24 protein-coding genes are annotated in these 21,129 nt (G+C 65.5%); 21 read left to right on the top strand and 3 right to left on the bottom strand.

Annotation, left to right across the window (positions count from 1 at the left end; translation table 11 throughout):
- Positions 1-108: 108 nt before the first annotated feature.
- The 8 genes from yabN to AS26_RS04395 all read left to right on the top strand — a co-directional run bounded on the left by yabN (position 109) and on the right by AS26_RS04395 (position 4,642).
- Complete coding sequence (yabN, locus tag AS26_RS04430; RefSeq protein ID WP_062306443.1) at positions 109-1,590, top strand: bifunctional methyltransferase/pyrophosphohydrolase YabN; 1,482 nt, start codon at positions 109-111, stop codon at positions 1,588-1,590.
- 64 nt (positions 1,591-1,654) lie between these two features.
- Entirely contained in the window at positions 1,655-1,927 is a 273-nt protein-coding gene (hbs, locus tag AS26_RS04425) for a non-specific DNA-binding protein Hbs (protein ID WP_008340720.1), read from the top strand.
- Positions 1,928-1,930: 3 nt separating this feature from the next.
- Positions 1,931-2,233, top strand: a complete 303-nt coding sequence (locus AS26_RS04420; protein WP_062306441.1) for an RNA-binding S4 domain-containing protein — start codon at positions 1,931-1,933, stop codon at positions 2,231-2,233.
- Between the two features lie 254 nt (positions 2,234-2,487).
- Complete coding sequence (locus AS26_RS04415) at positions 2,488-2,748, top strand: YabP/YqfC family sporulation protein (RefSeq protein ID WP_062306439.1); 261 nt, start codon at positions 2,488-2,490, stop codon at positions 2,746-2,748.
- Positions 2,745-3,338, top strand: a complete 594-nt coding sequence (gene yabQ, locus AS26_RS04410; protein ID WP_062306436.1) for a spore cortex biosynthesis protein YabQ — start codon at positions 2,745-2,747, stop codon at positions 3,336-3,338. Before AS26_RS04415 ends, yabQ begins: the two co-directional genes overlap by 4 nt.
- Before the next feature lie 62 nt (positions 3,339-3,400).
- Positions 3,401-3,748, top strand: a complete 348-nt coding sequence (locus AS26_RS04405; RefSeq protein ID WP_062306520.1) for an FtsB family cell division protein — start codon at positions 3,401-3,403, stop codon at positions 3,746-3,748.
- 146 nt (positions 3,749-3,894) lie between these two features.
- Positions 3,895-4,299, top strand: a complete 405-nt coding sequence (locus AS26_RS04400; protein WP_008340714.1) for a S1 domain-containing RNA-binding protein — start codon at positions 3,895-3,897, stop codon at positions 4,297-4,299.
- 142 nt (positions 4,300-4,441) lie between these two features.
- Positions 4,442-4,642, top strand: a complete 201-nt coding sequence (locus AS26_RS04395; protein WP_062306435.1) for a hypothetical protein — start codon at positions 4,442-4,444, stop codon at positions 4,640-4,642.
- Positions 4,643-4,719: 77 nt separating this feature from the next.
- On the opposite strand, the gene cmpA is transcribed toward AS26_RS04395, so the two are convergent.
- Positions 4,720-4,842: a cortex morphogenetic protein CmpA gene (gene cmpA / locus AS26_RS14170; RefSeq protein WP_157068440.1), complete on the bottom strand. Its 123-nt coding sequence runs from the start codon at positions 4,840-4,842 to the stop codon at positions 4,720-4,722.
- A 203-nt stretch (positions 4,843-5,045) separates the two neighbouring features.
- Complete coding sequence (locus AS26_RS04390) at positions 5,046-5,501, bottom strand: ComE operon protein 2 (RefSeq protein WP_062306432.1); 456 nt, start codon at positions 5,499-5,501, stop codon at positions 5,046-5,048.
- Positions 5,502-5,639: 138 nt separating this feature from the next.
- Between AS26_RS04390 and spoIIE the strand changes: the two genes are divergently transcribed.
- From spoIIE to ftsH, 6 genes are all read left to right on the top strand, one after another.
- Positions 5,640-8,105, top strand: coding sequence for a stage II sporulation protein E (gene spoIIE / locus AS26_RS04385; protein WP_062306430.1), 2,466 nt, complete (start codon positions 5,640-5,642; stop codon positions 8,103-8,105).
- A gap of 93 nt (positions 8,106-8,198) precedes the next feature.
- Entirely contained in the window at positions 8,199-8,918 is a 720-nt protein-coding gene (locus tag AS26_RS04380) for a vWA domain-containing protein (RefSeq protein WP_062306428.1), read from the top strand.
- Positions 8,915-9,820, top strand: coding sequence for a protein kinase domain-containing protein (locus tag AS26_RS04375; protein WP_062306425.1), 906 nt, complete (start codon positions 8,915-8,917; stop codon positions 9,818-9,820). Before AS26_RS04380 ends, AS26_RS04375 begins: the two co-directional genes overlap by 4 nt.
- A 109-nt stretch (positions 9,821-9,929) precedes the next feature.
- Positions 9,930-11,357 carry a tRNA lysidine(34) synthetase TilS gene (gene tilS / locus AS26_RS04370; protein ID WP_062306518.1) on the top strand — a complete coding sequence of 476 codons (1,428 nt, stop codon included), beginning with the start codon at positions 9,930-9,932 and terminating at the stop codon, positions 11,355-11,357.
- 43 nt (positions 11,358-11,400) lie between these two features.
- Entirely contained in the window at positions 11,401-11,943 is a 543-nt protein-coding gene (hpt, locus tag AS26_RS04365) for a hypoxanthine phosphoribosyltransferase (RefSeq protein ID WP_008340702.1), read from the top strand.
- 90 nt (positions 11,944-12,033) lie between these two features.
- Positions 12,034-13,842, top strand: a complete 1,809-nt coding sequence (gene ftsH / locus AS26_RS04360) for an ATP-dependent zinc metalloprotease FtsH (RefSeq protein ID WP_062306419.1) — start codon at positions 12,034-12,036, stop codon at positions 13,840-13,842.
- 182 nt (positions 13,843-14,024) lie between these two features.
- Here ftsH and AS26_RS04355 read toward each other — a convergent pair whose 3' ends face one another.
- Complete coding sequence (locus AS26_RS04355) at positions 14,025-14,882, bottom strand: hypothetical protein (protein WP_062306417.1); 858 nt, start codon at positions 14,880-14,882, stop codon at positions 14,025-14,027.
- Positions 14,883-15,111: 229 nt separating this feature from the next.
- Between AS26_RS04355 and AS26_RS04350 the strand changes: the two genes are divergently transcribed.
- The 7 genes from AS26_RS04350 to lysS all read left to right on the top strand — a co-directional run bounded on the left by AS26_RS04350 (position 15,112) and on the right by lysS (position 21,035).
- Positions 15,112-16,203 (top strand): HD-GYP domain-containing protein, encoded by a 1,092-nt coding sequence (locus AS26_RS04350; protein ID WP_245629610.1) that lies wholly within the window; start codon positions 15,112-15,114, stop codon positions 16,201-16,203.
- A 46-nt stretch (positions 16,204-16,249) separates the two neighbouring features.
- Entirely contained in the window at positions 16,250-17,143 is an 894-nt protein-coding gene (gene hslO, locus AS26_RS04345; protein WP_062306513.1) for an Hsp33 family molecular chaperone HslO, read from the top strand.
- Positions 17,140-17,928 (top strand): dihydropteroate synthase, encoded by a 789-nt coding sequence (gene folP / locus AS26_RS04340; protein WP_062306414.1) that lies wholly within the window; start codon positions 17,140-17,142, stop codon positions 17,926-17,928. Before hslO ends, folP begins: the two co-directional genes overlap by 4 nt.
- Positions 17,906-18,406, top strand: a complete 501-nt coding sequence (folK, locus tag AS26_RS04335) for a 2-amino-4-hydroxy-6-hydroxymethyldihydropteridine diphosphokinase (RefSeq protein ID WP_062306412.1) — start codon at positions 17,906-17,908, stop codon at positions 18,404-18,406. The genes folP and folK overlap by 23 nt, the downstream gene beginning before the upstream one ends.
- On the top strand, positions 18,384-18,608 hold the full coding sequence (locus AS26_RS04330; protein ID WP_062306410.1) for a helix-turn-helix transcriptional regulator: 225 nt from the start codon (positions 18,384-18,386) through the stop codon (positions 18,606-18,608). Before folK ends, AS26_RS04330 begins: the two co-directional genes overlap by 23 nt.
- 174 nt (positions 18,609-18,782) lie before the next feature.
- The gene (gene greA / locus AS26_RS04325) at positions 18,783-19,259 is read left to right on the top strand and encodes a transcription elongation factor GreA (RefSeq protein ID WP_062306409.1); all 477 of its coding nucleotides are present in this window, start codon (positions 18,783-18,785) and stop codon (positions 19,257-19,259) included.
- Positions 19,260-19,547: 288 nt separating this feature from the next.
- Complete coding sequence (gene lysS, locus AS26_RS04320) at positions 19,548-21,035, top strand: lysine--tRNA ligase (RefSeq protein WP_062306407.1); 1,488 nt, start codon at positions 19,548-19,550, stop codon at positions 21,033-21,035.
- The last annotated feature ends 94 nt before the right edge of the window (positions 21,036-21,129 follow it).

The raw sequence follows: 21,129 nt of genomic DNA, 5'->3' as shown, positions 1-21,129 counted from the left end.
CGCGCGGCGCGCGTCTGCCGGGCGCATCACTTTCGGCGCGGATCTGGAGCGGTATACTGATGGCGAAGGCAACTCATCAAACCGGTCTGCGATGGAGGGGTACGCGGATTGAGCATGCTGCACATCGTTGGATTGGGCCCCGGGGACCCAGACAGCATTCCGCTCGGCACGTACGAGATCATGCGGCGCGGCTTTCCGGTCGTGCTTCGCACACAGGAACATCCGGCCGCCAAGCGGCTTCAGGAGCTGGGCATCGCCTACGAGACCTGCGACCATCTGTACGAGGCGTGCGACACGTTTGACGCCGTCTACGAGGCCATCGTCGCCCGCCTGCTCGAGCTCGCCCAGGACCATCCGCACGTCGTGTACGCCGTGCCGGGTCACCCGCTCGTCGCCGAGCGCGCGGTGCAGATGCTGTTGACGCGGCCGCACCCGGGCGTCGAGATTGAGATTGGCCCAGGGCAGAGTTTTCTCGATCTCGCCGTGGCCCGGGTCGGGATCGACCCCGTGGAGGGGCTTTTGCTGCTCGACGCCTTGGCGCTTCGGCACGACCAGCTCAACCCGCGGCTGCACACCTTCATCGCGCAGGTGTACGATCGCGCCGTGGCGAGCGACGTGAAGCTCACCCTCATGGAGCTCTACCCGGACGAGTACGAGGTGGTGATGATCCGGGCGGCCGGCGTCCGCGGCGAGGAGCGGATCGAGCGCGTGCCGCTGTACGAGATCGACCGCCTCGCGTGGGTCGATCACCTCGCGACGCTGTACGTGCCGCCCGCGAAGGACCCCGCCGTGCTGTACCGGGACCTGCACGAGGCTCCGCGCATCGTCGAGGTGCTCCGAGGGCCGAACGGCTGCCCGTGGGATCGGAAACAGACGCACGCATCGCTGCGCAAGTATGTCATCGAGGAGGCCTACGAGGTGGCGGACGCCATCGACGAGGGGCATCCGGATCACCTCGTCGAGGAGCTTGGGGATTTGTTGCTGCAGATTCTCCTTCACGCGCGCATCGCGGAGGAAGCGGGCGAGTTCACGCTGCGCGACGTGTTCGAGGGTCTCGCGTCGAAGCTGGTCCGCCGCCACCCGCACGTGTTTGGCGACGAGGTGGCGAAGACGGCGGACGATGTTCGGGGCATTTGGGAGCAGGTAAAACGGGATGAGCGTAGAAATGAAGAGCGTGAAGAGAGCGCCTTGTCAGGCGTGAAGCTTGCCGGGCCGGCGCTCGCCGTGGCGCAGGCGGTCCAGAAGGCGGCGGCCAGAGTCGGGTTTGACTGGTCGGACGAGGCCGACGTATGGCAGAAGGTCAAAGAGGAAATGAATGAACTTGACATCGAGCGACGTCGGGACCCACGGGATGCCGCCAAGCTCGCCGCGGAGGCCGGGGATGTGCTGTTTGCTGTGGTCAACCTGTGCCGGTTTCTGGATCTCGACGCCGAGGCCGTTCTGTCCCAAGCGACGCGCCGATTCGTCCGCCGGTTCCGGTATGTGGAGGAACGGCTGCGCTCCAATGGGGAATCATGGGAAACCGTGTCTCCCCAAGCGCTCGACGCGTACTGGAACGAGGCAAAAATCGCATTTTCACAGTCGAACTAGCAGGATTCCCGGCGAGAAGAACGAATAACATTCCCGACATTCCCACGAAAGGGGTATCGCACGCGTGAACAAGATGGAACTCATCAACCGTGTCGCGGAAAAGACCAACTTGAAGAAGAAGGACGCTGAGAGTGCGGTCAACGCCGTGTTCGAAATCATTGAAGAGGCTCTCGCCAACGGCGAGAAGGTGCAGATCATCGGCTTCGGCACGTTTGAGACGCGTTCTCGCGCCGCGCGCTCGGGCCGCAACCCGCAGACGGGCGAGGTCATCGAGATCCCGGCTTCCACGGTGCCTGCATTCAAACCGGGCAACAAGCTCAAGGAAGTCACGCGCTGAACCTTGCGACTCGATAAGTTTCTCAAGGTGTCCCGCTTGATCAAGCGGCGCACCCTGGCCAAGAAGATCTGCGATGCCGGGCGCGTTCTGGTGAACGGCCGCCCCGGCAAAGCGGCGACGGATGTGGCCGTGGGGGACGAGATCGTCATCCAATACGGCAACAAGACCGTGACGGTCGTCGTCAAGCGTCTCGCGGACAATCCGCGGCGGGACGAGGCGGCTTCCCTTTATGACATGGTCCGCGTGGAACCGCGCGCGGGCGACGTCGACGAAGAGTTTGTCGACGACGAAGCAGAGACTCCATAAGCCCGGTTCGGGACCGGTCCGGTGGGCCGGTCTTTTGTCATTTCCGCATGAGGTTGCGGCACGCGGCGGTGGTGTGTGCAGTGGCGTGCGAGGGCGGCACGCGGCGGCGTGCGGGCAGAACCGGGCGGGCGACGCCCCCGGCGCGTTCGAGCGGAGGATGAGGCCCACGCGGGGCTGTCCGGGGCCGGGCGTTGGGTCTACATGTCCACCCTTCGTCATACACTCGGAGCGACAGGATGGTTGGAGGTGTGGGCATGGATCCGGCCGAGGGACACGATGTGCACATCCTCGCCAGGCGGGAGATTGAGGTGACCGGGGTCGAGCGGCTCGAGCGATTCGATGCGGCGGCGTTCCTCATCTCGACGCGCGCGGGCCATCTCAGCGTCGAGGGGAAATCGCTCGCCATCAAGGCGTTCGACCGGCAGGCCGGCGTCATTCGTATCGAGGGCGAGATCGGCGCGCTGATCTACGGCGATCATCGCCGCGCGGCGCGGTGGGGGCGGCTTGGGCGATGAACGCGGGGCAGAACGTCGCCTACGTGCTGTGGATGCTCGCCTCAGGGGCGGCGATGGGCGCGGTGTTCGACTGGTACAACACCATCTCCGGCGGCTTTCGCTGGCTCCGGCGCCTGCGCCCGCTGTGCGATCTCGCCTTTTGGTTGGCGGCGGCCGTGGGCGTGTATCTGCTCACGTTCCGGACCATCGACGGCGAATTCCGGATCTGGACGCTCGTGCTGCTCGCGGTGGGCTACGGCCTGTACCGCCTGACGCTCAGGCGGCGCGTCGTCCGCGGGGCGTTTGCCGTCGTGGCCGTCCTTCGCTTCGTCGCGAGGCTCGTGCGCCGCGCGCTGGAGATGGCCGTCGTCTGGCCGCTTCGGCTTGTGGCCCGGCTGCTCATGGCCGTCGCGGTGGCGCTGTACCGCGTGGGCGTGATGGTCGAGAACGCCGCGTGCCGCGTGGTGGCCATCGCCTTTGCCGTCGTCACGTTTCCGGTGCGCCGCTACGTCCGCCGCGACGCCGCGTGGCGAAAAAAACTAGCCGCCTGGCAAGAGGATTTATGGCAGCGCGCGTCGAATTGGTTGATCCAAAGCCGCTCGGTTCGTTGACGCGCCTTCCGAGGAGCGTCGGCGTGCCAGGAGGTGAAAATCTCACGGAGGAGCGTTTCGCCATGCGAGCAGTCGAGTCGCGCACGCTCATGAGCGCCAAGCGAGAGCCCGAGCGGAAGCGCCGGACCTTTCCCGTGCGCATCCGGTACGTGGCCACACTCGCCGTCTGCGCGTGGGCGTTCTTTTACTTCTGGCATGCGGAACGTCCCCAATTGCGCCAACTCACGGCGGAGAACGCCAAGCTGGAGCGACAGCTGACTTCGCTACGGGCACAGGAGCGCGCGTTGCAGACGGAGAAGCAACAATTGAACAATCCGGCGTACATTGAAAAGTACGCGACGGAGCATCAGAACCTCGTGATGCCCAACACCGTGCCGTTCGATTTGCAGTCGCCGTCAAAGTCGCATTGACGTCGCGGGCGTGGGTGAGTCGAAAGGGCGCTAGGCGGATATCCTACGGATGAGCGGAGGTGGCCGCCGGGCTTCACGCCGTTTGTCAGGCAAGCCGTTCATCGGATTCTTTTTGTTCAATCGGACAGGGAGGAACAAGCAACTTTATGGCCATTGAGGTCGGGAGCAAAGTGACGGGCAAAGTGACGGGAATCACGCGGTTTGGCGCGTTTGTCACGCTGCCCGAAGGCGAGACGGGTTTGGTGCACATCTCCGAGATCTCGGACGACTACGTCCGCGACGTCAACGACTATCTGAAGGTCAACGACGAGGTCACCGTCAAGGTGCTGAGCGTCAGCGGAGATGGGAAAATCGCCCTGTCCATTCGCCAGGCCAACGAATCGTCGTCTGGCCGCACGCATCGCGGAGGATCGCGAGGGGGTCAGCGCCAGGATCGGCGCCAAGGATTTGAACAGATCATGAACCGATTCCTCAAGGATAGCGAAGAGCGCCTTGCGCAGCTCCGGCGGAGCGAGGCCAAGCGCGGCGGCCGCGGCGGCCGGCGCGGCTGAACATGAGCCTTGGCCGCACCTTCCGGAGTGCGGCCCGCTCGGGCAAAAACGTGGTAAACAAGCACCGGGTTCGCGGATGGGCCCGGTGTTTTCGCGTCAACGGACATCGTGTGCGCGTTTCGCGCTGGAGAGGAGAACGGCTGTGCAGGGCGACACCTACTATCTCGAATACGAGCTCCACGACGGCACCCGCGTCTTTCTCGCCTTCGACAACGAGAACGATCGCGACGGCTGCCACATCTCGCTGGATATGTACAAGGCCCAGCTCGGACCCATCACGCAAGAGGTGCTGGACCGGATTCTGGGCAAATTCCACGGCCGGATCGCCGGCTTTCCCGGCTGACGCGCTTGGCAGACCGGGCCGCGCCAGGGCGCCAAAGTCGCGCCGACTGGATGCGAAGTGCTGGTCTGTGGCGCCTCTCACGGTTCGGCTTTCGCATCCGTCTGGCGATACCGGTAATACGCCTCGTTCAGCATCACGATGGCCTTGCGATCGCGATGGAGGAACGCTCGCCTGAGTTGACTCTGAAGCCATTCCGGCATTCCACATCACCTCGCTCATCGCCAGTTGTATGTAGTGTACGCGGCGGGGACAAAAATGGCGCCCAGAAATTCGCGCGCAAGGCGCGTTTTGCGATCCGCCTCGAGGCGCCCCGTGACCTGGGGCCGAGATCGCGTCCCGGCTCGTGCGCGCCGCGACATCGCGTCCTGACGCAGCGGCCCCACGCCTCGTCCGCGCCGCCGGGCTACACCAGCAGATCCAACCGGCTTTGCACTTGTTCGACAATCACCCCCGCCTTCGACAAAAGCTCCAGCGCGTACGGATCCGGGCGATACTCGAACTCGTAAAACACGCGCCGGATCCCTGCCTGAATGAGGCTCTTCGTGCACGTCAGGCAGGGCGTGTGCGTCACGTACAGATCCGCGCCTTCAGCCGCAATGCCAAAGCGCGCGCACTGCAAAAGTGCGTTTTGCTCCGCGTGAATCACCCGGACGCAGTGCCCGTCCACCACCTTGCAGCCCACGTCCACGCAGTGCTCGTCCCCGTGGATGCTTCCGTTGTAACCGCTCGCGATGATCCGCTTGTCCCGCACGATGACGCACCCCACCTGCAGCCGCGTGCACGTGGATCGCGCCGCCATCACCCGCGCCTGCGACGCGAAGAAGCTGTGCCAGTCCATCCGCTCTCGTTTCGTCTCCATGTCGATCACACCCTTCCCGTGCCGAACGTTGTCCGGAATCCTCGAAAACTTTCCTGTCGCCGCAGACGCGGTTTGACAAAATCTGCAGTTCTGCCTGCCCTATAATGGCCATACACATGGATGAAAGGGGACGGATGTATGGTCGGAAAGCGAACACGGAGCGGGCCGAAACCCCGTCTTGCCGAGCCGAACCAGATGGCGCGCTCCAAACCTGGTGTTCACTTCACCCTGCGGGCGTGGCGCCGCGCCCTGCTCATCGGCGCGCTCGCGTTCCTCCTCGGTCGCGCCTCCATCGATCACGCCGTGGCGCCGTTTGCCCTCGCCTATTTCGCCGTCGTCATGGCGCTTGCGGGCGAGCGCCGCGCGTGGCCCGCGTACGCCGGCATCCTGGGCGCGTTCACCACGGGCCTGGAAGGGGGTCTCGAGCTCGCCGCGGCCATCGTGCTGTACAAGCTCGCGCACCGCATCATCTTTCGCCGCAAGAATCCAGATATCATCTGGGCGCCCGTCCTCGCCGGCGCCGTCGGCTTCCTCGTTCACCTCGCCACGTTCGGGACAAGCCTGACGTTCGCCGAGGGGCTGCTCGCCTTCAGCCAGGGCGCCCTCGTCACCATCTTAGCGCTCATCTTCCTGCAGTGCATTCACCTCTTCCTCGGCCAGGAGCTCACGCGCACACTGCGCTACGAGCAGGTGATGAGCGTCGTCATCCTCATCGCGTCCGTCATCATGGGCTTTGACGGGCTCGCCGTCCACGGCGTTCCGCTGGCGCTCGTGGCCATCGACTGGATTGTGCTCGTCCTCTCCGCCACCGGCATAGGCCCCGCCGTCTCGGGCGCGGTCGCCATCAGCATGCTGTCGCTCTTGAGCCACGAGGCCTCGCTCATGGAGGTGGCCGTGCTCGGCTTCATCGCGCTCATCTGCGGCCTGATGCGCGACGCCAACCGGTTTGCGGTGGCCGCCACGTTCGTCGCCGGGGTCGGCGTGCTCACCCTCGCCTACGCACACGCCTACGCGCCGCTTTTGGCGCAGATGACAGCCGCCGGCGTGGCCTCGGTGCTGTACCTCCTCACGCCCCGGAGCCTCTTTGCCGAGCTTCGCTCCTTCGTGCCCGGGACGCCTGAACATTCCGCCGACGAGCGCACGCGCGCCGAGCGGGTGCACGCGCTCATGACGGAGAAGATCCACGAGGTCAGCCAGATCTTCGAAGAGCTCGCCGACACCTTCGCCGACGTGAGCGGCAACGACTACCTCCTGATGCGCGATCTCGTCACGCAGACCATCCAGAAGACGCGCGACAGCGTCTGTTCGCTCTGCCCGCGCCAAACGCTCTGCTGGGGCCGCGAGATGCTGCAGACCTACAACGCCATGAAGCACACGCTCACCAACATCGAGGCCGCGAACGGCCGCCGCGCGGCGCCCACGCCCGAACTCCGGGATCGGTGCATTCGCCTGGATCCCATGATGAGCACGCTTCGCTACAACCTGGATCTCACGCGCCGCGACTACAAATGGTTGAAAAAGATGATAGAAGAGCGGAAGCTCGTGGCGCATCAGCTGGCCGGGGTGGCGGACGTCGTCCGCGCCATCGCGAGGGAGCTCGAGATGGAGCACAAGACGCTCCTGTCGGATCGCGAGAAGATTGTGAGCGCGCTCGAGGAGCTCGGGCTCTACGTGGACGACGTGCGCATCATCAGCCTCGAGCCGGGCCGCGTGGAGATTGAGGTGGTGCAGCCGTCCGAGAGCGCGCACGAGACGTCCGCGCGCATGATTGCGCCGCTTCTCTCGGGCATCCTGGGCGAGCACATCACCGTGGCGAAGCTCTCCGTGCCGCCCCACGGCGGGCCCTGCACGGCGACGTTCGCCTCGGCGCGCCAGTACCAGGTGCATTCCGCGGCCATGGCCATCGCCAAGGACGGCCGCCCCGTCTCCGGGGACACCCATACGGCGGTCGATCTCGGCAACGGCCGCTACGCCCTCGCCATCTCGGACGGCATGGGCAATGGCGAGCGCGCGAAGCAGGAGTCGAAGTCGGCCATCGACCTCCTGAAGCGGCTCATGAAGGCCGGATTCGACGAAAAGCTCGCCGTGCGCACCATCAACTCCGCGCTCGTACTCCGGTCGCGCGAGGAGATGTTCACCACGCTCGACATGGCCGTGATCGACCTGTTCCACGCCAAGTGCGAGTTTCTGAAGGTGGGCTCCGCGCCGAGCTACATCAAGCGGGGGCAGGAGGTCATCAAGGTCACGGGCAACAGCGTGCCCATCGGCATCCTCGAGGAGATTGAGGTGCAGACCATCGAGGTGCAGCTTCTCCCGGGCGACGTGCTCGTCCTCGTGTCGGACGGCGTGTACGACGCGGTTCCGGAAGGCGCGGAGGGGGACGACTGGGTGCAGCAGGCGCTCGCTCAGATCCGCTCGACGGATCCGCAGACGCTCGTGGACGAGCTCGTGGCCATGGCCGTGGAGGCTTCGCACGGCAAGGTGCGCGACGACATGACGGCCGTGGCCGCCGTCATCGAGCGGTACCAGGAGCAGTGGGCGGCCATCCGGCTGCCGAACGTGCCGAGCCTTCGGTCGGCCGAGCGCAAGCGGCGCATGGCGTGACGCGGCGCAACGGATTCTATCAAGCTTTTGGGAATGAAACGGTTCCACCTCGGCGATACTGGCGACTAGCAAGTTTCGCGGAGGTGGATTGTTGTGACCAGGGAAGCGACCATCCGGCAGATTCTCGTCATCACCGACGGGTGCTCGAACATCGGGCCAGATCCCGTCGAAGCCGCGCGCAGGGCGCATCGGCACGGCATCGTCGTCAACGTCATCGGCATCGTGGCGAGCGGCGACGCAGGCGCGCAGGGCTATCAGGAGGCGCACTCTATCGCCGACGCGGGCGGGGGCATGTGCCGCATTGTGCAGCCGGCGGACATCTCGGCCACCGCCCAGATGATGACGCACCAGACCATGCAGATGACGCTTCAGCAGGTGGTCAACCAGGAGCTCCTCGCCGTCATGGGCAAGTCGACGGAGGATCTGCCGCCCGCCGATCGCGCCCGCGTCATGCAGGTGGTGGAGAAGCTCGAGGACGAGGTGGCGCTTCACCTCGTCGTCTGCCTCGACACGAGCGCCAGCATGCGCGACAAAATTCCGACCGTGCGCGAGGCGGTGCGCGATCTCGCCCTGTCGCTCAAAGTCCGATCCGGCCCGCTCGCGGTGAGCGTGCTCGCGTTCCCCGGCAAGGGCGAGGAGGCGACGCGGCTCGTCCAGCCCTTTTCGGCCGAGGTGAACGTCGCGGCGCTCGAGGCGGAGCTCGTGGCGCGCGGCGGCACGCCGACCGGCCCCGCCATCGATCACGCCGCCAACCTTCTCCTCTCCTACGCGCGCCAGGCGGAGGACGACGGGCCGCGGCGTGAGTTCGGATGACCGCTTCCCGCCCCCTTCCGCCCGGCACGTGGGTGGTGGGCAAGTGGACCAAGCGGCGCTGGCGAGTTCAGGGCGTGCTCGGCACGGGCGCGAACGGCGTCGTGTACGCGGTGGAGCGGGACGACGGGCTCAAAGGCGCGATGAAGGTGTGCGAGACAGCGGGCCAGGTGGCGTTCGAGTGGTCTCTGTTGAACCTCGTGCGAGGGCCGGGATCGCCGCTTCCTGCGCCCCAGCAGATTGACGACTCCGACCGCCCCGGCGCCCGCTACTTCTATGTGATGGAGCGCATCTCCGGAAAGCCGCTCGACAAGGTCTGGCCGACGCTCGCGCCCGCCGTGCGCAAGGAGATCATGCTGCGCGTGGTCGATGGGATTGCCAGGCTGCATGCCACCGGCCACGCGTTCTGCGACGTCAAGCCGCAAAACGTACTCGTGCAAGCGGCGAGCGGCGAGGTGCGGTTTGTCGATCCCGGCGGCGTCACGCCATTTGGCAAAGCCGTGCGCCAGTTCACGCCGACGACGGACGGCGCCTTCTTCGGGCTCTGCGACAGGCGGGCGAGCGCCGCCTACGACGTGATGGCTGTGGCGCTCATGGCCGTATCGCTCGAAGTACCGACGCCAGCGAATTTGTACCAACTCCCGCCGGAGAAGCGGCGGGAGTGGCTGTGGCGCGCGGTGGCCGACCAGGTGGACGGCGCCTGGCGCGGCGTGTGGGGCCGCGTGCTGCGCCTTGAGATCCGGGACGCCGAGGCGCTTCGCGCCGCCCTCTCGCAGGTGCGCGTCAAGGCGGAAAAGGCGGACGCGCGCCCTCGCGACTGGACGGCCGCGTTCATGTGGGCGAGCGTCGCGAGCGCCGTGCTCACGACCGCCTGCGCCTGGGCGCTCTACCTCCGGCTCCTCTGAGCTCCTGCTTGCGGCGTCTTCGACGGGCGGCCGCGCTTTGCTACAATGTAGGCAGTAAGGGTTGCTGCGCGTGCGCGGCGGCCCACACGGGGAAACGGCGGGAACCTCTTTGGAACGAGCGCGGAATCTTCTCACGCACGTGATTTCCTTCTTCCAACAGCATCATCTCGGGACCGCCCACGCGGTGTTAGGCGTCTCCGGCGGCGTGGACTCCATGGTGCTTTTGCACCTGTGCCAGCGCGCCTTGGCGGAGACGCCGCGCGCCCTGGGCGGTTTTTCTGTGGTCCACGTGCACCACGGTCTGCGCGAAGCGGCGGATGGCGACGCTCGCTTCGTCGAGCGGTACTGCCGGGATCGCGGCATCCCGTGCGAGATTGCCCGCGTGCGCGTGGAGGATGTGCGTGGGGAAGGGGTGGAGGCGGCGGCTCGGCGCGCGCGCTACGAGGCGCTCGCCGAGCGAGCCCGGGCCACTGGCGGCGTCATCCTGGTGGCGCATCACGCGCAGGACGAGCTGGAAACCTTCATCATGCGCCTGCTGCGCGGCGCGGGGCCCGGGGGGCTTGGCGCGATGCGCCCGGAGGCGGAGATGAACGGCGTTCGCGTCTTGCGGCCGCTCTTGGCGGTGGAGAAGGGCGAGATCGAGCGGTACGCGGCGGCGCACGGCGTGCCGCACGTGGATGATGAGACGAATGAAGACCCTAGGTTTTTCCGCAACCGCGTGCGGCAAGTCGTCATCCCGGCGCTTCGCGCCGTCGAGCCCCGCGCTGAGGAGAAAGTGATGCAGGCGCTCGAGCTTTTGTGGGCGGAGGACGCGTACATGCGCGAGATGGCGTTGGAGGCCGCGCGCCGCCTCGCCGCGCGGGGCGACGACGGGCGCATCGCCTTCTCCGCGCACCGCCTCGCGGAACTTCACGTTTCTTTACAACGCAGGGTGATTCACATACTATTGAATTGTTTCTCCGCGCGCGAGTGGACATGGGCCCACGTCGAGGCGGTTCACCGCCTGGCTTTCTCGGGGTCATCCTCAGGAGAAGTCCACCTCGCGGCGGATGTGCGGTGCGTCCGATCCTACGATACCCTGTACATAGGTCACCCGCCGAGCGCCGTCCCCGCGCAGGAGGCGGTTGTGGCGTGGGATCTCCTGGCGGCGCCAGAGGCGCGCGTCGGCCATGGTGAGGCGCGCTGGCGGTTTCGGCGGCTGCGCGTCGCCCATCCGGCATCTGCCCGCATGCCCTCGCCCTGGTGGCTTCTCTTGCCCGCGGACGTGTCCCGCGCCGAAATTGTCACCGGAGTGCCGACGAGCGAGCGGGTGCGGCTCTTCGGCGGGCACGGAACCAAGAAGCTACAGGACGTCTTCACCGACGCCAAGCTGCCGCGGGAATGGCGCGCGCGCTGGCCGATGCTTCGGGTGGGAAAGGACATCGTCTGGATCCCCGGCATCCTGCGGTCCGGTGCGCACCTATGGCGCGGCGGGCCCGCCATCGTCATCCGGGCGCGCCCGCCGGCCGGGTGTCCACGCGGGCTCGGCGGGCGGTAGAGGCGGAAGCCGAACATTTCACAGCGGACATGGGGAGGCACTCATGCATCCTGATCTGGAGCGTATCCTGTTCGATGAGGAAACCTTGCAGGCCAAAGTGGCTGAGATGGGAGCGACGCTGAGCCGAGACTACGCAGGCAAGACGCCTCTTCTCATCTGCATCCTCAAGGGCGCGGCGCTGTTCATGGGCGATCTCGTCAAGCGCATCGACGTTCCGGTCGAGATCGACTTCATGGCGATTTCGAGCTACGGCCAGTCGACGAAGTCGTCCGGCGCGGTTCGCATTCTGTATGATCTCGAGCGCCCGGTCGAGGGGCGCGACGTCATCATCGTGGAGGACATCGTGGACACGGGCCTCACGCTCGCGTACCTGCGCGACACGATGATCCGGCGGCAAGCGGCGAGCGTGAAGATTGTGTCCCTGTTCGACAAGCCGAGCGGGCGGAAGGTCGACATCCAGCCGGATTACTTCGGCTTCACGGTGCCGGATGCGTTCATCGTCGGCTACGGCCTCGACTACGCCGAGCGGTATCGCAACTTGCCATACGTGGGCATCCTCAAGTCTGACATCTATGCGACAGGTTGACGCGCGTCTCCCTGGCGGGCGTCTTTCTTGCTAGGAACGCCCATCCCGGTATGGTACAATAGTCGCGCCGTAACCGAGAGGAGGTAAGGCATGAACCGTTTTTACCGGAGCGTTGTCCTGTACGTGCTGATCCTGTTCGTGCTGATCGGCGTACTGAGATACCTCACCGGCCCTGAGCAGGTTCGCGGGCCGATTCCATATAGCCAGTTCATTCAATATGTGGAGCACAACCAGGTCACGGGCACGCTGCAGGTCACGCCCGAAGGCCTCACCGCGACCATCGACGGGACCCTGAAGAACGGGGAAAAGTTCGAGACCCGGGCTCTGTACGACAACAACCTGGCGCCCTTCCTGCAGAGCCATAACCTGTCGTTCAACGTGATTCCGCAGCCCCGCGGAAGCGTATGGCTCTCGCTCCTCGAGCAGGTGGTTCCGTTTGCCTTCCTCTTCATCCTCATGTTCATCCTGTTCAACCAGGCCCAGGGCGGCGGCAACCGGGTCATGAACTTCGGCAAAAGCCGGGCTCGGATGTACACCGAGGACAAACGAAAGGTAACGTTCGCGGACGTCGCAGGGGCTGATGAAGAGAAGGCGGAGCTGGAGGAGATTGTCGAATTTCTGAAAGATCCGAAGCGATTCACTGCGCTCGGCGCGCGCATCCCGAAGGGCGTGCTGCTCGTGGGCCCGCCTGGTACCGGTAAAACGCTGCTTGCGCGCGCGGTGGCGGGCGAAGCCGGCGTGCCGTTTTTTAGCATCAGCGGCTCCGACTTTGTCGAGATGTTCGTCGGCGTGGGGGCTTCGCGCGTGCGCGACTTGTTCGATCAGGCGAAGAAAAACTCGCCTTGCATCATCTTCATCGACGAGATTGACGCCGTGGGGCGGCACCGCGGCGCGGGACTCGGCGGCGGGCACGACGAGCGCGAGCAGACGCTGAACCAGTTGCTCGTCGAGATGGACGGCTTCTCGGCCAACGAGGGCATTGTCATCATCGCGGCCACCAACCGGCCGGATATCCTGGATCCCGCGCTCCTGCGCCCGGGCCGGTTTGACCGGCAGATTGTCGTCAATCGCCCGGACGTGAAGGGGCGCGAGGAAATCCTGCGCGTGCACGCTCGCAACAAGCCGCTTGCGCCGGACGTGAACCTCGAGATCATCGCGAAGCGCACGCCGGGGTTCACCGGGGCCGACTTGGAGAACGTGTTGAACGAGGCGGCCTTGCTTGCGGCCCGGAAGAAGCAGCGCGAAATCACCAACGCGGACATCGACGAGGCTATCGATCGCGTCATGGCCGGGCCGGAAAAGCGCAGCCGCGTGATGAGCGAGAAGGAGCGCAGGCTCGTCGCCTACCACGAGGCGGGCCATGCAGTGGTGGGCTACTTCATGCAGCCGGATCGCACGGTGCACAAGGTCACCATCGTCCCGCGCGGCATGGCGGGCGGCTACACGCTGAGCCTGCCGAACGAGGACCGGTATTTCATCACGAAGCAACAGATGCTCGACGAGATCTGCATGACGCTCGGCGGGCGCGTCGCGGAGGAGATTGTCTTCGGCGAGATCTCGACCGGCGCCTCGAACGACCTCGAACGCGTCACGAACATCGCGCGGCAGATGATCACGGAGTACGGCATGAGCGACAGGTTGGGGCCGCTCCAGTACGGAAGCCGTGCGGGCGGGGCCATCTTCCTCGGGCGAGATCTGCAGGGCGAGCCGAACTACAGTGATCAGGTGGCGTACGAGATTGACCAGGAGATGCGGGAGATTGTGGAGACGTGCCACGAGCGCACGCGGCGCATTCTGACGGAAAAGCGCATGGCGCTCGACGCGCTGGCGGAGCGGCTCTTGGAGAAGGAGACGCTCGACGGCGAGGAAGTGAAGGAGATTCTGGAACGGTATCGGTGAAGAGAGGCCTTCGGGCAAAGGGAAGCGGGGTGCGCCATGGGCGTGGCGGCATCCCGCTCTTTTTTGTGCGCCGGAGGAGGCGGCGATGGGGCGGCGGGGCCCGGTGCGCGGGTGGTACGTTGCGGTTGGGCGGCGCAGGGCAGCCGTCGCGAGTCCGGGCGCGGACCGACGGCGCCTCGCCCTCAGCTCGTGGCGTTCAGCGCGGGATAGCCGGCAGGCGGATGGCCGTCCTGGAAGCCGTCGACGGTATAGACCGCCGGGCCGACGATTTCCTCGCCGCGGACACCGCCTTTGTCGAGCACGGCCGCCACTTGGACGAGCTGATTCCAATATCCGCTCGGCTGGTTGAACTCGGCGTACACGTTGCAGGTGGCGTGCGGCGGAATCAGGACGCCTGCGCTTGTGAGCGGCCTCGCGCTTTTTGGATAACCGCCTGGCACATTGGCCTGATTTAGTTCGTAGCCGGTCTTGGAGAACCGAAATCCTCCGGCCGTTTCAAGGCCGAGGAGTCGAATCGGAGTGCCGGATGTGTTGGCAAACTGCATGTCAAAGGAATGTACGGTGTGGGAGAGATCTCCAGATTCTCCTCCGGGGACGATGCGAGCGTCAAGCCACGAGACCGGGTGTGCTGCGACGCGGGTGTACGCCTTGCCGAGATCGAACGATTGCTCGCCAGTTGCGAGATCCATGTGGAGGCGAACCGGACTCGCCTGAAACGCGCCCGTCGCGCGAACGGTCCATTGAAGCCTGTATTGATAGAACGCTGGGTTTTGACTCGCCTGCACACGCACAGGAGCAATAGGCTCGAGCACGCTCGATTCAAGCGCCGCCCCGCGGAGTTGCAGTCGTGCTTCGTTGTCAGGATTGACGATGTTCACCTCCACATTGACCGTTCCACCCGGCGCAGTGACGACAGAATACAGCCACTTGTTGAAGACGGTCCATTGATCTGGCGGTGCGCTCGGGTGCCCGCAGCCGGTGGCGAGGCCAGCGGACAGGGCGGCGACAGCAACACAGGTCCAGGTGCGAGCGCGATTCACGTGCGTCCCCCTTATCTGAGCGTTTACCCGTGTTATACATTCCGTTCGTGCGCCGCGCATGAGTCCTGGGACCCATTTCGTGCTAGCCAAGCGATAGCACTCGAATGGCCTTCGTGCCTTTTCTGACGCTGCGCCGCGGCGAAATCTGTGAGGCGAAAGCAGGATCTGAGCCGCCTCGCCTTGAATGAAGATAGGGTGTTTGGCTCAAAGGGATAGGACATGCGGAGGGATGCGCCCCGTGAGGTGGGTGGCCACACAATACGTCAAACCAAATTCCATTTTGGCACAGCGCGTGCCGGACAAGCGGGGCCGCACCCTGCTCGCGCGCGGCGTGGTCCTGACGGACAGCCTCATTCGCCGCCTCATGGAGCTCGGCGTGCGGGCCGTCTGCATCGAGGACCGGGCCACGGAAGACATTGTCGTCCGCGAAGTGGTGCGGGAAGAGACCAAGGTCCGTCTGTTTGGCATGACGTACGATACGCTGCATGAACTCGCGGTCACCCAGTTTGCCCCGCACGTGCGGGCGTTTCAGATTCGAAAGATGTTCACGCCGGTGGTGGAGGACGTGATCGACGAGCTGCGCTCGACCGGGGCCGCGGCGGATCACTTGAGCACGGTCTATGTGCAGGACGGGGAACTCTTCCACCACTCGGTCAACGTGATGTTTTACGCCGTGACGCTCGGGCTGAAGCTCGGCCTGAACCGCCACGACCTGATCGATCTCGGCATCGGCACGCTCCTGCACGACGTGGGCAAGCTCCGGCTGGATCGGAAGATCCTGCAGAAGCCGGGCCGGCTCACGGAAGGGGAATTTCGCATCATTCAGCAGCACGCGCGCATCGGGTACGATATCCTGATGAGGCAGGGCGATATCTCGGCGAGATCGGCCGTAATTGCCCTGCAGCATCACGAGCGGCTCGACGGAAGCGGCTATCCGGACAGGCTCGTGGGCCGGGACATCCACCTGTTCAGCCAGGTGGCGATGGTCGCGGACGTCTACGAGGCGCTCACGGCCAACCGCGTCTACCGGCGCGCGTTTCTCCCGCACGATGCGCTTGCCATCCTGGAGAACGACACGGCGCAGGGCAAGCTGCCGCAGCGCGTCATGGAGGCGTTTCTGGCCACCGTCTCCCTGTACCCGCTCGGTATGTCCGTGCGGCTGTCGGACGGGACGCTGGCGGTGGTGGTGGTGCCTTCGGCCCGCAACCGGCAGTATCCGGTGGTGCGCGTCATCGAGGATGCAGACGGGCGCCCGGTGGAACCGTATGAGATCGATCTCGCCCATGCGCGGGACGTGCACATCGCCACCTGCGAGGCGTGAGACAAGGCGGCGGGCTCGTTGGCCCGCTGCGCACGGGGGAATGGATATGACAAAAGACCGCGTCATTCGCGCCATCGCCCGAGACGGGCGGGTGCGGGTCATCACCTGCCACACCACCGAATTGGTGCGCGAACTCGCGCGGCGCCACCACACCTGGCCGGTGGTCACGGCGGCGCTCGGGCGCACGGCGTCCATCGCCGCGATGATGGCCACGCTGCTCAAGAACCACGAGTCCATCACCGTCAAGATTGAAGGGGACGGGCCGATTGGCTACCTGGTGGTGGAGGCGCTGCCTTCAGGCGACGTGCGCGGGTATCCGGGGAATCCGCACGTGCACCTGCCCCCAAACCGCCAGGGCAAGCTGGACGTGGGGGGCGCCATCGGGCGCGGGCATTTGTACGTGGTGCGGGACACAGGGCTGAGATCGTACTACACGTCATCCAGCGAGCTCGTCTCGGGCGAGATCGCGGACGACTTCACCTACTACTTTGCCACGTCGGAGCAGACGCCGTCCGCGGTGGGTGCGGGCGTGCTCGTCGGCACGGACAATGTGCCCATCGTGGCGGGCGGCTTTCTGATTCAGCTCATGCCGGGGCACACGGAGGAAGATGTTGCCTACGTAGAGTCGCGCCTCGCCGAGGTGCCGAGCGTCACCGGTTTTCTGGAGAAGTATCCAGCGGCAGATGCGCTCCTGTTCAAGCTGTTCCCGGACGCGCATATCCTAGCCATGCAGGACGTGCGTTTCCGCTGCAAGTGCAGCTATCCCCGCCTGCGCGACGTGCTTTTGAGCCTCGGCGCCAAGGAGCTCAGGGCCATTCGCGACGAGCAGGGCCAGGCCGAGCTCACGTGCCACTTCTGCGGCAACGTGTACAGGTTCGGGCGAGAGGAGCTGGACGAGATCATCGCCGAGATTGAACAGCAGGGGGTGGGCGCGCCGTGACGGTGGTCATGGGGATTTTGAACGTGACGCCGGACTCCTTCTCGGACGGGGGCCGGTACCTGGACCCGGATGCGGCGGTGGCGCGCGCGCTCGAGATGGAGGAGGAGGGCGCGGGCATCCTCGACATCGGGGCCGAGAGCACGCGCCCCGGGCACACGCCGCTCGCGCCGGACGAGGAGTGGCGCCGCCTGGAGCCGGTGCTGAAGCGGCTCGCCGGGCGCCTTCGGGTGCCCATCTCCATCGACACGTACCACGCCGAGACCGCGCGCCGCGCCGCGCACTACGGCATCGCCATGGTGAACGACGTCTCCATGCTGGGCGATCCCGACATGCCCGCCGTTGTGCGCGATCACGGCCTGCGCTACGTGCTCATGCACACGCGTCGCGAGGTGCTGCCAGGGCTCCCGGTGGCCGCGATGGTGGAGGAGTTGCGCCGCCCGCTCGCGCGGCTCCTTGAGGCAGGCGTGCCCGCGCGCGACATCGTCGTCGATCCCGGCATCGGCTTCGGCAAGACCCGCGAGCAGGATCTCGCTTGCCTCGCCGAGATTCGCCGCTTCCAGGCGCTCGGCCACCCCGTGCTTGTCGGTGCGAGCCGCAAGCGGGTCGTCGGCCACGCCTTGGGCGGCGCGCCGGTGGGGGATCGGCTCGCCGGATCGCTCGCCATCGTCGCGCACGCGTGCATGGCGGGCGTGGACATCGTGCGCGTCCACGACGTGCGCGACTCGGTGCGCGTGGTACGGATGATGGAGGCGATCTTGGCGCATGGCGGACCGTGTGCTTCATGACGCGTACATCGGAGCCGGATCGAACGTCGGCCGGCGCATCGTTCACCTTGGCCTCGGCATCGACGGCCTCAAGGCGCTGGGCGAGATTGCCGCGGTGTCCAAGGTGTACGAGACCGCGCCCGTGGGCTACCTGGATCAGGGCGACTTTTTGAACCTCGCCGTCCACCTGCGCACGCCGCTTGCGCCGCGGGATCTCCTGCACGCGCTCCTCGCCATTGAACGCCGGGCAGGGCGCACGCGCGAGATCCGCTTCGGCCCGCGAACGCTCGATCTCGACCTGCTCCTCTACGACGATCTCGCGCTCGACGAGCCGGACCTTACCGTGCCGCACCCGCGCATGTGGGAGCGCGCGTTTGTCATGGTGCCGCTCGCGGATCTGCATCCCGACCGCCTCGCCCCGACCGGCGAGACGTGGGCGGAAGTCGCGGCGCGCCTTCGCCAGAAAGACGAGGTGCATGAGGTTGGACGGTTTTGGTAGGCGGTTGCGCGCCTTTCGCAAGCTGAAGCAGATGACCCAGGCCGATCTCGCCCGCGCCATCGGCGTGAGCCTCGCCACCATCGGCGGGATTGAGCGCGGCACGCGGCAGCCCTCGGCACGCCTCGTGCAGGCCATCGCGAGTGCGCTTGCGGTCGACTTGGACGAATTATGTGGTCGCGATTGCGCCACAAGGGTACGTTGACAATGTGTGGGGCCGTCTCTATAATGGCGCATAGATCCGCGACTGGCGACTTCGTTTTTCCGAAACAATGGTATCCTGAATGGCTCACAGCGCGCGTGCTGCCAGGGATGGCATGCACGCTTCTCGCTATTCCGGAGCCTTGGAGCACCGACTGGGAGCAAAGGAGAGACAGCCATGGCAGATAAAGAAGTATTGCTCACGCCTGAGGGCCTGCGCAAGCTCGAAGAGGAACTGGAGCTCTTGAAGAGCGTCAAGCGGCGCGAGGTCGCGGAGCGCATCAAGGTTGCTATCAGTTATGGAGATATTAGTGAGAATTCTGAGTATGAGGACGCGAAGAACGAGCAGGCTTTCATCGAAGGCCGCATCATGACGCTCGAGAAGCAATTGCGCAACGCGCGGGTCATCAACGAGGACGAGGTGGACACCAACGTCGTCAGCATCGGATCGACGGTCAAGGTCCTGGATCTGGATCTTGACGAGGAAATGGAGTACACCATCGTCGGCTCCGCCGAGGCGAACCCTGCCGAGAACAAGATCTCGAACGAGTCGCCCGTGGGCAAGGCGCTGCTCGGCAAGCAGATTGGCTCGACCGTCGAAGTGAACGTGCCTGCAGGTGTCATCAAGTTCAAAATCCTTGAGATTAAACGGTAAGCGTATTCCGCGGCAGCGCGCCCGGGTTTTGGCATCCAATTGTGCGGACGAGGACTTGTGCCTCGTCCCTTTGCGTGTCTGGCGGAGTTTGGCGGCTTCCATCGCGCGGCGGGGCGCCGATGGACGGGCGCGGCGTGACGGCGGTCGAGCCGCCGGTGGACGGGCGAGATCGCCAGAGACGAGACGCGCGCGCCTTTCCGGTTTGCAACTTGCGCCGTTTTGTCCAATGATGATACAAGAGACGCCGGGCCCCTTGGCCCGGTCAACCTTCCTGAGGAGCGTGTCGGTTTGGAAGAGCAAGAGCTGATTCAACATCGCCTGGAGAAGATGAACGCCCTGCGCCATCGCGGCATCGATCCGTTTGGCGGCCGCTACGAGGTGACGCATCACGCGGCCGACATCCACCGCTTCGGCGAGGGCAAGAGCCAGGAGGAGCTCGAGCGGGAGCACCTTCGCGTGCGCATTGCCGGCCGCATGGTGGCCCGCCGCGGCCACGGCAAAGCCACCTTCGCGGTCCTGAACGACGTCACCGGCAACATCCAGATCTACGCCAAGTACGACGTGCTCGGCCCCGAGGCGTACGACGTCTTCCAGCACCTCGTCGATCTCGGCGACATCCTCGGCGTCGAGGGCACCGTCTTTCGCACCAACCGCGGCGAGATCACCGTGCTCGCCGAGCAGGTGACGTTTCTCACCAAGTCCCTCCGCCCCCTGCCCGAGAAGTGGCACGGGCTGAAGGACGTCGAGACCCGCTACCGCCAGCGGTACCTGGATCTCATCGTCAACCCGGACGTGCGCCAGATCTTCATCGCCCGCTCTCGCATCATCCAGGAGATCCGCCGTTTCCTGGACGGTCAGGGCTTCCTCGAGGTCGAGACGCCCACGCTCCACACCGTCGCGAGCGGCGCTCACGCGCGCCCGTTCATCACGCACCACAACGCGCTCGACATGGATCTCTATCTGCGCATCGCCATCGAGCTGCACCTCAAGCGGCTCATCGTCGGCGGCCTCGAGCGCGTGTACGAAATCGGCCGCGTCTACCGGAACGAGGGCGTCTCGACGCGCCACAACCCCGAGTTCACCATGCTCGAGCTGTACCAGGCGTACGCCGACTTCCACGACATCATGGATCTCACCGAGAACATGGTGCGCCACGCGGCCAAGGCCGTGATCGGCAAGCTCCACGTTCCGTATGGCGATCACGTCGTGGATCTCGAGTCGCCCTTCAAGCGCGCGCACATCGCTGATCTCGTCCTGGAGCACACGGGCGTCGACTTTCGCCGCGTCACCTCGGACGAGGAGGCCCGGCGCTTGGCCGCCGAGCACGGGGTGAAGATTGAGCCGCACATGACCTACGGGCACATCCTGAACGAGTTCTTCGAGCAGCGCGTCGAGGACAAGCTCATTCAGCCGACGTTCGTCTACGGCCACCCGGTCGAGATCTCGCCGCTCGCCAAGAAGAACGCGGACGATCCGCGCTTCACCGACCGGTTCGAGCTGTTCATCGTCGGCCGCGAGCACGCGAACGCCTTCAGCGAGCTGAACGATCCCATCGATCAGCGCGAGCGCTTCCTGGCCCAGCTCCGCGAGAAGGAGGCGGGCAACGAGGAGGCGCAGGAGCTCGACGAGGACTTCCTCACGGCGCTCGAGCACGGCATGCCGCCCACGGGCGGGCTCGGCGTGGGCATTGACCGGCTGGTGATGTTGCTCACGGGCCAGCCGTCCATCCGCGACGTCCTGCTCTTCCCGCTCATGCGCGACCGGCAGGACGACTGAGCGCCGTGGGTGCGAGGCGCGGGCCGGGGCCGCCTGGCCCGGCCCTTCGCCCGCCGTGCATTTCATGGTCTAAAAATTTCCTTGGCCGATCCGC

Origin of the sequence: Alicyclobacillus sendaiensis NBRC 100866, assembly GCF_001552675.1 — a bacterium.
GTDB classification, from domain to species: Bacteria; Bacillota; Bacilli; order Alicyclobacillales; family Alicyclobacillaceae; genus Alicyclobacillus; species Alicyclobacillus sendaiensis.
The sequence above is the reverse complement of the archived record's forward strand: the minus strand, read 5'-3'. Positions and strand labels throughout refer to the sequence as shown.